Source organism: Devosia marina (assembly GCF_009758415.1).
In the GTDB taxonomy this organism is placed as follows: Bacteria; Pseudomonadota; Alphaproteobacteria; order Rhizobiales; family Devosiaceae; genus Devosia; species Devosia marina.
In genome coordinates this window covers 483845-496276 of record NZ_WQRF01000001.1, presented here as the reverse complement: position 1 = coordinate 496276, position 12432 = coordinate 483845, and the positions used below count along the sequence as shown (strand labels likewise).

Sequence of the window (12432 nt, the reverse complement as noted above, 5' to 3'; positions counted from 1 at the left end):
GCCCTGCAGGCTGGCTAAGCGGCCTGGCGCTGCGAAGGCCCGAGATTGTGGCTAAACACCAGACAAGTAACGCCGCCTTGCTCTGACAAACTCGAAACGGGGCTGCGCTGTCTCCGACATCGCGGTCGGTCGGAATATTCGGCTTAGTGTGCAACTATTGCATGGTCGTAGGCGCGAAGACGCGAGCCCGAAAGAAAAAGCGTGTGCTGATTGCGGGCGTTCAGCGGCGATCTATCCTCGATCCGACATAGGCCCGCAACAATTGCGCCAAGGCCTCCAGTGATTCCATATGCGTGCGCTCCCAGCCATGCGAACTGTCGAGCGAAAAGCACACCAGCCCCACCCGGATGTCCCATCCCGCCTCGACCGCCGCGGCGCTATCGGAGCGATAGTGGCGGAAGGTATCGCGGACATGGGGGATGTCATGCTCGGCGCAGAGCGCCAGCATCCGTCGGGTCATCCGCTCATCGAACGGGCCTTGCCGGTCGCGCATGGCGATGGTCACCGCATCATCACGGCTGGCCTGGTTCGGCGCGGTGACCGCATTGTCGATGGCGAGCAATTCCTCCACCTCGGGGCCGAACCCGTGGGTGCCTCCAATACCGGTCTCCTCGGCAATGGTGAACATGGCCTGGAATGGCGTTGCCACCCTGGTGTGACCATCGGCAATGGATTTGAGCACGGCGAGCAGCGTGGCACAGCCCGCCTTGTCGTCGAGATGGCGGGAGACGATGAACCCGTCGACGATCTCAGGCTGGGCATCGATGGCGACCATGTCGCCGATATTGAACCCGGCAGCGACAAGCGCGGCCTTGTCGGGCAACACGGCATCGATGCGGATTTCGAGATTGTCCCAATCGGCCGGCTGGGTGTCGACTGCAGTATTGAAGCGATGCCCCGAGGCCTTGAGCGGCAGAATGGTGCCGCGATGGGTTGCGTGGTCGGAGAACACTGTGACCCGCGCGCCTTCGGCAAAGCGGGCCGCCCAAGTGCCGGTATTGCGCAGGGCCAGCCGGCCATTGGGCTTGAGTTCGGTGACCATGGCGCCGAGCGTATCGAGATGGGCTGCCAGCGCCCGGCGCGGCGCACCGTCGCCAACCTCGACATAGAGCACGCCGCGGCGGGTGTATTTCGGTACGAACCCCAGCTCGCGCAGCCAGCCATCGACCAGCGACACGGCCCGGCCTGTCATGCCGACGGGGCTGGGGGTCTGTAGCAGTTCGAGCAGGCAATCGCGCAGATGATCGGTATCGATCATGGGATACGGCGCCTTTTCACCCGGCGCGGGGTGGCATCTTCGCTCAGGAACCGATCCATCAGCCTGGCCTGCAAACCCAGCATGTGCTGTTCGGCCTCGGCCATGTGCTCGGCCAGGATCGCAGCGGCGGCATCGGCATCGCGGCGGCGCATGGCCGCGATCAGATCGCGCTGATGCTCGATGCCGGACTGGCGCAGCACCGGTTCGGGCTGGACATAGATATCCTGGGCAATCGCCAGATCCTTGAGCAGGCGCTGCAGGAACCGGCAGGTGAAGGCAAGGATGGGATTGTCGGCATATTCGGCCACCACGCCATGGAAATCGAGCTCGGCCATGCGCTGGTTCCAACGTTCGGTCGCATCGGCGGGTTCATGGTCATAGACCGAGATGATGGCTTCGAGCCGTTTCAATCCGGCTTCGTCGATATGCGGGGTGGCGCTGGCGGCCACCAGCGGTTCGAGCGCCTTGCGCATCTCATAGATATTGGCAATCGAGAGGTTCTTGGCGAACAGGAAATTGGACAGCAGGCTCATAGCCCGCCCTTCCGACATCCGCTCGATAAAGGCGCCGCCGCCTGGCCCCGTGCGCACCGAGATCAGCCCCTGCACCTCGAGCGCCTTGAGCGCTTCACGAACCGTGCCCTTGCTGGCGGCGAACTGGGTGATGAGGTCGCGTTCCTGCGGCAGGCGGTCGCCGGGGGCCAGCCCGTGCTCGACAATCATGCGCTTGATGGCATCGACAATCTCGTCGGTCCGCTTGCGGCGGGGCAGGTCGGTCAGCGCCGGGTCGATCTCGTTCATGCCATATCCGGTGAAGTCAGGCGCGGGGCGCTGGCGATGAGCGCCCGCGTGTAATCATGCTGCGGGGCGGCAAAGAGGCGGGCAGCGGGGCCAACCTCCACCACCTCACCCAGATACATGACCGCGACACGATCGGAAATCGATTCGACCACCGCAAGGTCGTGGCTGATGAACAGGTAGGACAACCCCAGATCGTCGCGCAATTGCTGGAGCAGGAGTAGAACCTGGGCCTGAACCGACACATCGAGCGCGCTAACCGGTTCGTCCAGCACCAGGATCCGCGCCTCGGCCGCGAGGGCCCGGGCAATGGCAATGCGCTGGGCCTGACCGCCGGAAAACTCGTGCGGGAAGCGCTCAAGCGTATCGAGCGGCATCTGCACCGCGTCGACAAGATCCTTCTTGCGGCTGGCGCGCTTGCCGGCGTCATAGCCGCAAAGCAGGCGCAACGGCACGTCGAGAATCTCGCCGATGGTCTTGCGCGGATTGAGCGAGGCCACCGGGTCCTGAAACACATACTGAATGGTGCGGCCAAAGGCGCGGGAGCCGGTAGCGGCCAGCTCGGCCCAAGGTTTGCCGTCGATCTGCATGGTGCCCGAGGTGGGGGCTTCCAGCCCCACCAGCATGCGGGCCAGGGTGGACTTTCCCGAGCCGCTTTCCCCGACAATGCCCAGGGTCTCGCCGCGTTGCAGATCGAGGGAAATGCCCTTTACGGCGTGGACCTCACTGGCCTTGCGCCCGAACAGGCGGCGCCCGCCGCCAAAGGTCTTGACCAGGTCGCGCATTTCGACAGCATTGTCGCTCATGTCCGGGCCTCCACAAAGAGAGGGCGCACGCGGTCGAGGAAGGCCTGCCCTTCCCCTAGTTCGGGTACGCAGGCGATCAGGCGCTTGGTGTAGTCATGTTGCGGATCGCGCAGCACAGCGCCGGTCTCGCCCTGCTCGACAATTTCGCCATTCTTCATCACCGCGACGCGGTCGCAGACCTGGGCGACGACGCCGAAATCATGGGTGATGAGCAGGAGCGCCAAGCCCCGTTCCCGGCGCAGGTTCTGCAGCAGTTCGAGAATGCGGGCCTGGACCGTGACGTCGAGCGCGGTCGTGGGTTCGTCGGCAATGATGATGTCGGGGTCGTTGGCCAGCGCCATGGCAATACCAATGCGCTGGCGCTGGCCGCCCGAGAGTTCATGCGGATAGGCGCTGGCGCGGCTTCGGGCGTCACGAATACCCACGGTGTCCATCAATTCGATGGCGCGGCGATGCGCTTCGGACTTGCCCACGCTTTCATGCACCAGAATGGCCTCGGCGATCTGTTCGCCGACGCGGAACAGAGGATGGAGCGTGGTCAGCGGGTCCTGGAAGACATAGGCGACGCGGCCGCCACGCAGGCCGATCAATTCCTGTTCGCGCAGGCAGAGCACTTCCCTGCCCCCGACATAGACGCCGCCAGCGGTGATGACGCCGGGGGGCGAGGCCACCAGGCCCATCAGTGAAAGCGCAGTCACCGATTTGCCCGAGCCACTTTCCCCGATCAATCCGAGGCATTCGCCCTTGCCGAGGCGGAAGCTGATATCGCGCACGGCAGGCGTGATGGCCTTGCCGTCATCAAAGCCGGTCGAGAGGTTGTCGACGACCAGCGCCGGCGCGTCTTCGAGCGTGGCGGCGGGTTTGGTCCTGCGCGCGATCTTGGTCACCGGCATGGGGCGATCCAGCGCCCCGGAGCGCAGGCGCGGGTCGAGCACGTCCCGAATGCCATCGCCAAGCAGGTTGATGCTCATCACCAACAGGAAGATCATGATACCGGGGATGATCGAAGCATGGGGGGCGGTGAAGAGCTGTGCGCGGGCCTGACCGAGCATCGAGCCGAGATCCGAAGTCGGGGGCTGGGCGCCCAGGCCAAGGAAGGAGAGGCCCGCGGTCTCGAGGATCATCCAGCCCACTGTGGTGGACATGGTGATAACGATCACCGGCAGCACATTGGGCAGCACTTCGGTGAAGAGAATTGCCGGATGGCTCTTGCCGGAGAGGCGCGCCGCATCGACGAATTCACGATTGCGGATCGAGACCGTTACGCCGCGGATATTGCGGGCGAAGAACGGGATATTGACGATGGCAATGGCGTAGAGCGCATTGAGCAGGCCCGGCCCCAGCGCCGCCACGATTGCGATGGCAAGCAGGATATAGGGGAAGGCCATGAGCATATCGACAAAGCGCATCAAGATGCTGTCGGTCGCTCCGCGTGCATAGCCGGCCACCAGCCCGATCAACGATCCGAAAATGGCCGCAAGCGCCGTGGCGCTGACCCCCACGATCAGCGACACCTGCGTGCCCCAGATCAACCGGGAGAGGATATCGCGGCCCAGATGGTCGGTGCCGAGCAGATGCCCGTCGGCGAGGGGCGGCAGCAGACGATTGGGCTGGTCGGTGATGTCGGGATTGGGCAGCGGCAGCACCGGCGCCAGCACGGCCAAAATGACGATGAAACCGAACAGGAAGAGGCCCGCCGCCGCGAGGCGATTGGCCATCAGCAACTGCCAGTTGCTGCGGCGCTTGCGGGGTTCGGGCGTGGACAGGGTCATATCGGTCATGCCTTGAGCCTCGGATCGAGCATGGCCTGGGCGACGTCGGCCAGAAGGTTGATGAGCACATAGAGGGTGGCGGCAACAAGCACGCCGCCCTGCACCAGCAGCAGGTCGCGGGTGGAGACCGCCTTGACCAGCATCTGCCCCAGACCCGGCCACTGGAACACAGTTTCGATATAGACGGCGCCGCCGAGCACGAAGCCGGTCTGAATGCCGATCACCGGAATGATCGAGACCAGCGCAGCCCGGAAGGCGTGGCGGTAGATCACCGCGTTTTCGCTCAGCCCCTTGGCGCGGGCGGTGCGGATGAAATCCTGGCGCAGCACTTCGAGCATGGCCGCGCGGGTGAGGCGCGCCACGACGCCAGTGGCGACAATGGCCAGTGTACCGGCGGGAAGAATGAGATGGCGCAGCAGGTCGGGCAGGTCGCCGCCGCCATAGACGGCATACATGCCCGAGGCGGGCAGCAGCCGCCAATGCACGGCGAAGAGCAGGATCAGCACCAGCCCGAGAAAAAAGGCCGGCATGGAAATGCCGATCAGCACGAAAAAGGTGACGATGCGGTCGGTCCAGCCAAACTGGCGGACTGCCGAGACGATGCCGGCCAGAATGCCCAGCACCGAACAGATGAGCAGCGAAGCCCCGGCCAGAATGAGCGTGGCGGCGAAGCGGTCCAGCACTTCGTCCAGGACCGGACGGTTGAGAATGTAGGAACGGCCGAAGTCACCCTGCAGCAGATTGCCGACCCAGATCAGATATTGCTCGGGCCAGGAGCGATCCAGGCCCAGGACCCGATTGATGCGTTCGACATTTTCCGGCGTGGCATAGGCGCCGAGCAGCGCCTGAGCCGGATCGCCGGGGATGAGCTTCATCACCAGAAAGACGATGATCGACAATCCCAGGATCACCGGGATCGCGGCCAATAGGCGCTTGCCGATATAGGCGGTCATCTCTGGTCCTCCTCGCGCTGCGGGGCGTCGTGGCATCCCCCTCACCGACCTGCGCCAGGTTCCGGCCACCTCTCCCCGATCGGGAGAGGCATAAATGCCAGGCGCTGAGCCTGTCCTTCTCCCTCCCGGGGAGAGGGGCCCAAAGAGCCGGATGAGGAGGGCGCCCCATCCGGCACGGATCTAAGGCTCTAAGGCTTGGAGACGTCGTGCAATTGCAGCAGGAAGCTGGGCTGCAACGAGAAGCCCTGCACGGCCTGGGTGGTCACCGCGTTCTGCTGCCAGTTGGCGACAAATATCCAGGGCGCGTCTTCATAGACGATTTCCTGCATCTGTTTGTAGAGATCGCCGCGTGCTTCGATGTCGGTTTCCACCCGCGCCGCTTCGAGCAGTTCATCCACTTCTTCGTTGGAATAGTACGAAGAATTGAATCCGCCCTCTTCCGGCCAAGCACCCGTGCGCAGAGTCAGGAAAGGCAGAACGTCGGGATCGTTGGTCATCCAGGCCATTTCTGCCATGTCGACATCCTCGCCGAGACCCGGATTCACGATCCCCAGGAACGTATTCCATTCATAGGTCTCGATCGTGACGTCGAACCCAACGGCCTCGAGATCGGCCTGGATGGCCGTGCCCATGGTAACCGGATCGAGCATGCCCGAACCGCCCTCGGTGACATAGAAGGTGACTTCGGGGCTATCGACCCCAGCTTGGCTCAGCAATTGCCCGGCCATGTCAGGGTCGTACGGATAGGGCTCGAGATTTTCGTTATAAGCCCAGTTGAACGCCGGTGCGATCGGGCTGTCCGAGACCGTGGCCGTGCCCTGCAGAACCTCGTTGACCAGAGCCTCCTTGTTGACGGCATAGTTCGCGGCCTGGCGGACCAGCTTATCGGCGAATGGACCGTACCGGGCGTTGAGCATCACATACCAGACATGCGGCCCGGCCTGCTCATAGACCTCGAACGCGGAATCCTCCTCGAACTGGCTGACATTGTCGGGCGGAACTTCGACCATGACGTCGATGCCGCCTGAAAGCATTTCGGCAACCCGCGTGTTGGCATCGGTAATCGGCCGGAAGACCACGGCCTCGAGCGCTGGCGCGCCGTCCCAATAGTCGGCATTGGCCTCGACCACGACACGGGTGTTCGACTGCCATTCGACAAACCGGTACGGACCTGTCCCTGACGGATTGCGCCCGTAATCGTCCACATTGTCCATCACGCCCTGTGGCGACACGATGAGCCCGGTGGGGTAGGCGAGATTGGACAGAAACGGTGCGAAGGGTTCGGTGAGAACAAACTCGACGGTGTGCTCGTCGATCACGTTGACGCTCTCGACGGCCGAAAAGTTGAACGAGAGCGGGAACGGACCGGTATCGTAGTATGGATGGTCCTCATCGAGCATGCGGTCGAAGTTGAACTTCACCGCTTCGGCGTTGAACGGCGTGCCGTCGTGAAACGTGACACCTTCACGCAGATTGAAGGTATAGCTCAGCCCATCGTCGGAGATCGTCCAGTCCGTGGCCAGGGCGGGTTCGACTTCCAGGGTGCCATCGGCATAGCGGACCAGTCCGTCATAGATATTGACCAGGATGCGGAAATCATTGACCGCAGTGGAAACCTGCGGGTCGAGCGACTGTGGCTCGGCAATCTGGCCGACGATCAGCACATTGGGTGGCGTCTGGGCGGCGGCTGGCGAAACCAGCGCCAATGCGGTGGCGGCGAGCAGCGGCGCCAGTCCGTACCATTTGGATGTCATTGAAACCTCCTTGCGTTCCCTCAACCATTGCCTCCCAGCCCTCACCGTGAGACAAGGCATAGGTAATTTATCATCATAAATAACGCCTGTCGTCAATTTATGCTGATAAATATCGAGAGGAGGATTTTGCCAGCATGACCTTTTCCATCGTTGCGCGAGATTCACAAACCGGCGAGCTGGGCGTTGCCACTGCCACGGCCGGGCCGGCCGTTGGCGCGCTGGTGCCCCATGTGCGCGCCGGCCAGGCCGCCATGGCGACGCAGGCGATGACCAATCCCTATCTGGCCGTCGACACCCTTGCCGCCATGCCCGCTGCCGATGCCGAGAACGCCTTGCAGGGGGCGCTGGCCCAGGACCCGGAAAGCGATCGGCGGCAGGCCATCGTCATCGACGCGCAAGGCCGCATTGGCGCCTGGACCGGCGCCCGATGCGAAGAATATGCCGGCCACGCCATGGACGAAAACGTCGCGGTGGCCGGAAACATCATTGCAGGCCGCGCAGTGCTGGACGCGATGCTCGAAGCCATCAAGGGGCCCGGCGATCTGGCCGAACGCCTGTTTGCCGCGCTCCAGGCTGGCAATCTTGCTGGTGGCGACAGGCGCACCATCACCTCCGCAGCGCTCAAGGTGGCGCGCAACCAGGCCTATCCCGAGGTCGATCTGCGCGTCGACTGGTCGTCAGACCCGATTGCGGACTTGTCCGACCTGATGTCCCGCACCCGGCACGGCAGCTATGCGGAGTTCTTTGCAGCCGTGCTGCGCCGCGGCTCGGGCAGTTGAGAGCTGACGTCGGGCACAGTATCACGTGCAGACCGCTATCGCACCGCCGGGCGCCTGGCCAGTCGGGAGCCGAGCAGTTCGCCGTGTTCGCTCAGGATCGAATAGGCGATGCCGCAGATCAGCGAATTGATGCGGCGTAGCGAGCGGACGGTCTCGAGGTGCAACTCGCTGGTTTCAAAACTGTTGGTATTGCCTGATCGCAGGCGGGAGAAATGCCCGCCCATGCTCTGACGCTCCATGACGCCGACCGCATCCTTTTCGGCCACCAATTGGCGCGCCGATTCCAGATCTTCGGAGATCAGCACGTTGAGGGCAAGTTGGAGATTGCTCAAAACGCGGGCGTGGAGATCGATGAGTTCGCCCCAGCCTTCTTCGGAAAAGGTCAGGCGTCGTTCCACCAACTGGTCGGCAACCCGCAGGATAGGACGGGCGATGATATCGGCCGCCTGTTCGAGACTAACGGCATAATTGCTCAGGTCTGAGGCGCGAGCGGTCTGGCTCTCGTCCATCGCTTCCCATTCGAGTTGGGCCAGGAAGAGTTTGATTGACGAATTGGACTGATCCACCTCGGGCTCCAGGGCCTTGACGCGGCGGATGGCAACTTTGTCGCCGGATTTTAGGATTTCGATGACAGGTTGCAGCATCACCTCGACCATTTCGCTCATACGCAGCAATTCCCGGGTGGCGCTGGCGAGCGCCATGTCGACACTGCCCTTGTGGCCACCCGACAGCGCCGTCTGGCGGAAACGGGAGACGTCGCCGCCCTCCCCGGCTTGCGCATCGCGCACGAGCCGGTTCAGCAGGTCGGATACGGGCGCCGAAAGCGGCAAGCCGATGACCATGACGACAAAGTTGAAGGCGATATGGAGCAGGCTGGCCTGCTGACCGACATTGCCCGGCAGGCCGATGGCCGCAAGCGGCCAGATTTGCATGAGAACAAGACACGCCAGCGCCGCACCACCGCGCAGCATGATCGCCCCAATTGCAATGCGACGCGCCCTCACATCACCACCGCGAGTCATGCCATAGGCGATTAGTGTGCCGCCAAGATTAGCGCCCAGCACCAAGGCCGTGGCGATCTCCAACGGAATGATGCCGGCTGCCCCGAAGGTGATGATGACCAGCACGCTGGCCACCGACGAATAGGACAGCCAGGTTATCAAGGCCGCAACCAGAAACCCCGTCCATGGATCACCCTTGAGATAGTTCACCACCGAGCCGAGTAACTCACTGTCGCGCCAAGGCGCCGTGGCCTCGGAGACCATCTGCAGGGACAACAGGACGAAGGCGATGCCCAGCACCATACGCCCCAATTGCTTCGTACGGCGCTCAGCGCCGCGCAGAAACAGCACGCCCCCTACGATAATCAGAGGCGCGATGAGGAGCGACAGGTCGAACGAAAGAATGCTGGCAACGATGGCGGAGCCGAAATAGGCGCCGAGCACCAGGGCGAGACCAGTGGCACCCGCCAGCAAGCCACCCGAGGCGAAGCCCGAAGCCAGCGCAGCCACGGCCGTCGAGCTTTGCAGTGCGATCGCCATCACCGCGCCGACGGACGCCGCCGCCAGGGCGCTTTGTTCTGCCCGGGCCAGCGTGCGCTTCAATTGAGCGGAATAGGCCCGCTCAACCGCGGTGCGCACCATGCGAACGGCCCAGAGCAGCAGGACAATGGCCGCCACCAGGTGCACAACGATGAAATACATTCGGTCTCCTCACCCTCCGACTCTGCGATCTCAGCCCGCCACCTCATCATGTTCAGATGAACATATCTAGGGCAATGCGCTGCAGCCATCATTGTGAACATGTGGCGCGAGCACGATAGATGCCACACAACATACTGATATTTCATGGGCTTCTCGAACGAGGAACGAGCAAAACACAATTTGAATGTTCAAATGAACATTTTTTGGTTGCAAAAGTGACATGGCTCGGCTCCAATTCGGCCTCGTCCTGAGGCAGGGAGGCCTCAGCGAAACACATAAATGGGAGAGAGCATGTTCAAGAACGCATTGTTCCTGTCAGCGGGACTGGCTGCGATGATGACCGCAACGCCAGGCTTTGCTCAGACAGAAATCGCCTGGTGGCACGCAATGGACGCCGAACTCGGTCAGCGGCTGGAAGCCATTGCCCTGGGTTTCAATGACAGCCAGGACGACTTTGTCGTGGTCCCCAGCTACAAGGGCACCTATCCCGAAACATTGACCGCCGCCATTGCGGCGTTCCGGGCTAATGAACAGCCGGCCATTGTGCAGGTCTTTGAAGTGGGCACCGGCACAATGATGGCCGCCGAAGGCGCCGTCAATCCGGTCTATAAGCTGATGGCCGACAATGGCGAGCCATGGGATCCGAGCGCGTTCCTCGCGCCGGTCACTGGCTATTACTCGGATACCGATGGCAACATCCTGTCCATGCCGTTCAATTCGTCCACGCCCATCATGTACTACAACAAGGACGTGTTTGAGGCAGCGGGCCTCGATCCCGAAATGCCTCCCAAAACCTGGGCCGAGCTGGAAACGATGAGCCGGCAGATCATGGAATCGGGCGCGGCGCCCTGCGGCTTCACCTCGGGCTGGATTTCCTGGGTGCAGCTCGAAAACCTCTCTGCCATCCATGACCAGCCCTATGGCACGATGGAAAACGGCTTTGGCGGATTGGGCACCGAGTTCACGTTCAATGGTCCGGTGCAGGTCAAACATTGGGAGAACCTCAAGAACTGGGCCGATGAAGGCCTGTTCGAATATGGCGGCCCAGTGGGTGGCGGCGATGCACCGCCGAAATTCTACTCGCAGGAATGCGCCATCTACATGAACTCCTCGGCCTCACGCGCCGGCGTGATCAACAATTCGGGCGACTTCGAGGTCGGCTTCGCACCCCTGCCCTATTACGACGACGAGATAGACGAACCGAAAAACTCGATTATCGGTGGCGCTACGCTGTGGGCGCTCAATGGCAAGGACCCGGCGGTCTATGAAGGTGTCGCCCAGTTCTTTACCTATCTCTCAAGCCCTGAAGTCCAGGCCGAGTGGCACCAGGCAACCGGTTACCTGCCAATCACCAATGCCGCCTACGAGCTGGGTAAGGAACAGAGCTATTACGAGGCCAATCCGGGTTCGGAAATCGCCATCAACCAGATCACGCGAGGAACGCCCTCCGCCAATTCCAAGGGTCTCCGCTTCGGCAATCTGACCCAGGCCCGCACCGTGGTGGATGAAGAGTTCGAAGCCCTGCTTTCGGGCAGCAAGACCGCCCAGGAGGCACTCGACGCTGCCGTTGAACGCGGCAACCAGATCCTGCGCGACTTCGAAGCCGCCAATAGCTGATCCTCCCCGGATTGTCCCGCTGAGTGCATGCGGGACAATCCACCCGGGCGGCATGGACACCGCCCGGACCTTCCAGTCGTGACCATCGGGGGAGCTCTCGGCCCATGCAAACCAAGCGCACAATTTTTCCCAACAAGCTGTTGCCCTATGCGCTTCTGGCGCCGCAACTGGCCGTGACGCTGATCTTCTTCATCTGGCCTGCCGCGCAGGCGGTCAAATCGTCCTTCGAGCGCGAGGACCCGTTCGGGTTTCGCACCACCTTCATCTGGTTTGAGAATTACACGCGACTGTTTTCTGAGCCCGGCTATCTCAACTCGCTCACCAAGACGGCGATCTTTGCAGTTTCGGTAACGCTGCTGTCGATGAGCCTGGCGCTGTTGCTGGCGGTGGCGGTCAACCGTGTTCTGAAATCCAATCGCACCTACACGACGCTGCTGGTGTGGCCCTATGCGGTGGCGCCGGTGGTCGTCGGCATTTTGTGGTGGTTCATGTTCAACCCCACCATCGGCATCGCGCCCTATATGTTGCGGGGCCTTGGGATCGACTGGAACCATCGCGTCGATGGCAATCAGGCGATGATCCTCGTCGTGATTGCGGCGAGCTGGAAGCAGATTTCCTACAATTTTCTGTTCTTCGTGGCCGGGCTGCAATCGGTGCCGCAATCGCTCAATGAAGCAGCGGCCATTGATGGCGCCGGTCCCTTCAAGCGGTTCTGGACCATTGTCTTTCCGCTTCTCTCGCCGACGACGTTCTTCCTGCTCATCGTCAATATCAATTACGCCATGTTCGACACATTCGGCCTGATCGACGCCACCACCAATGGCGGTCCGAACCAGGCCACGAACATCCTGGTCTACAAGGTTTATGCCGACGGTTTCCTCGGCCTCAATATCGGATCCTCGGCCGCCCAGTCGGTCGTGCTGATGCTGATCGTCATCGCCCTTACTGCAATCCAGTTCCGCTATATCGAGCGGCGCGTCCAATATTAAGGAG

10 protein-coding genes are annotated in these 12432 nt (G+C 62.2%); 3 read left to right on the top strand and 7 right to left on the bottom strand.

Translation table 11 applies throughout. The features are described 5' to 3' along the window. Positions 1–220: 220 nt before the first annotated feature. The 6 genes from GO014_RS02290 to GO014_RS02265 all read right to left on the bottom strand — a co-directional run bounded on the left by GO014_RS02290 (position 221) and on the right by GO014_RS02265 (position 7340). The gene (locus GO014_RS02290) at positions 221–1258 is read right to left on the bottom strand and encodes an osmoprotectant NAGGN system M42 family peptidase (RefSeq protein ID WP_157288955.1); all 1038 of its coding nucleotides are present in this window, start codon (positions 1256–1258) and stop codon (positions 221–223) included. Beyond that, complete coding sequence (locus GO014_RS02285; RefSeq protein ID WP_157288954.1) at positions 1255–2058, bottom strand: FadR/GntR family transcriptional regulator; 804 nt, start codon at positions 2056–2058, stop codon at positions 1255–1257. Before GO014_RS02285 ends, GO014_RS02290 begins: the two co-directional genes overlap by 4 nt. After that, positions 2055–2861, bottom strand: coding sequence for an ATP-binding cassette domain-containing protein (locus GO014_RS02280; protein ID WP_157288953.1), 807 nt, complete (start codon positions 2859–2861; stop codon positions 2055–2057). The genes GO014_RS02285 and GO014_RS02280 overlap by 4 nt, the downstream gene beginning before the upstream one ends. Continuing rightward, the gene (locus tag GO014_RS02275; protein ID WP_157288952.1) at positions 2858–4642 is read right to left on the bottom strand and encodes a dipeptide/oligopeptide/nickel ABC transporter permease/ATP-binding protein; all 1785 of its coding nucleotides are present in this window, start codon (positions 4640–4642) and stop codon (positions 2858–2860) included. Before GO014_RS02275 ends, GO014_RS02280 begins: the two co-directional genes overlap by 4 nt. Then, a complete protein-coding gene (locus tag GO014_RS02270; protein ID WP_157288951.1) occupies positions 4639–5586 on the bottom strand; it encodes an ABC transporter permease in 948 nt (315 codons plus the stop codon). Before GO014_RS02270 ends, GO014_RS02275 begins: the two co-directional genes overlap by 4 nt. 188 nt (positions 5587–5774) lie before the next feature. Further along, positions 5775–7340: an ABC transporter substrate-binding protein gene (locus GO014_RS02265; RefSeq protein ID WP_157288950.1), complete on the bottom strand. Its 1566-nt coding sequence runs from the start codon at positions 7338–7340 to the stop codon at positions 5775–5777. Between the two features lie 134 nt (positions 7341–7474). Between GO014_RS02265 and GO014_RS02260 the strand changes: the two genes are divergently transcribed. Further along, positions 7475–8119, top strand: coding sequence for a DUF1028 domain-containing protein (locus GO014_RS02260; protein WP_157288949.1), 645 nt, complete (start codon positions 7475–7477; stop codon positions 8117–8119). A 35-nt stretch (positions 8120–8154) separates the two neighbouring features. Here the strand turns inward: GO014_RS02260 and GO014_RS02255 are convergent, their stop codons facing one another. Further along, positions 8155–9822: a Na/Pi cotransporter family protein gene (locus tag GO014_RS02255; protein ID WP_157288948.1), complete on the bottom strand. Its 1668-nt coding sequence runs from the start codon at positions 9820–9822 to the stop codon at positions 8155–8157. A 291-nt stretch (positions 9823–10113) separates the two neighbouring features. Between GO014_RS02255 and ugpB the strand changes: the two genes are divergently transcribed. Further along, positions 10114–11439, top strand: a complete 1326-nt coding sequence (ugpB, locus tag GO014_RS02250) for a sn-glycerol-3-phosphate ABC transporter substrate-binding protein UgpB (RefSeq protein WP_157288947.1) — start codon at positions 10114–10116, stop codon at positions 11437–11439. A gap of 104 nt (positions 11440–11543) precedes the next feature. Next, entirely contained in the window at positions 11544–12428 is an 885-nt protein-coding gene (gene ugpA, locus GO014_RS02245) for a sn-glycerol-3-phosphate ABC transporter permease UgpA (RefSeq protein WP_157288946.1), read from the top strand. The last annotated feature ends 4 nt before the right edge of the window (positions 12429–12432 follow it).

Coding starts and splice junctions, on each gene's coding strand:
- ugpB (WP_157288947.1), top strand. CDS start 10,114: ATGTTCAAGAACGCATTGTTCCTGTCAGCGGGACTGGCTGCGATGATG.
- GO014_RS02265 (WP_157288950.1), bottom strand. CDS start 7,340: ATGACATCCAAATGGTACGGACTGGCGCCGCTGCTCGCCGCCACCGCA.
- GO014_RS02285 (WP_157288954.1), bottom strand. CDS start 2,058: ATGAACGAGATCGACCCGGCGCTGACCGACCTGCCCCGCCGCAAGCGG.
- GO014_RS02275 (WP_157288952.1), bottom strand. CDS start 4,642: ATGACCGATATGACCCTGTCCACGCCCGAACCCCGCAAGCGCCGCAGC.
- GO014_RS02255 (WP_157288948.1), bottom strand. CDS start 9,822: ATGTATTTCATCGTTGTGCACCTGGTGGCGGCCATTGTCCTGCTGCTC.
- GO014_RS02260 (WP_157288949.1), top strand. CDS start 7,475: ATGACCTTTTCCATCGTTGCGCGAGATTCACAAACCGGCGAGCTGGGC.
- ugpA (WP_157288946.1), top strand. CDS start 11,544: ATGCAAACCAAGCGCACAATTTTTCCCAACAAGCTGTTGCCCTATGCG.
- GO014_RS02280 (WP_157288953.1), bottom strand. CDS start 2,861: ATGAGCGACAATGCTGTCGAAATGCGCGACCTGGTCAAGACCTTTGGC.
- GO014_RS02270 (WP_157288951.1), bottom strand. CDS start 5,586: ATGACCGCCTATATCGGCAAGCGCCTATTGGCCGCGATCCCGGTGATC.
- GO014_RS02290 (WP_157288955.1), bottom strand. CDS start 1,258: ATGATCGATACCGATCATCTGCGCGATTGCCTGCTCGAACTGCTACAG.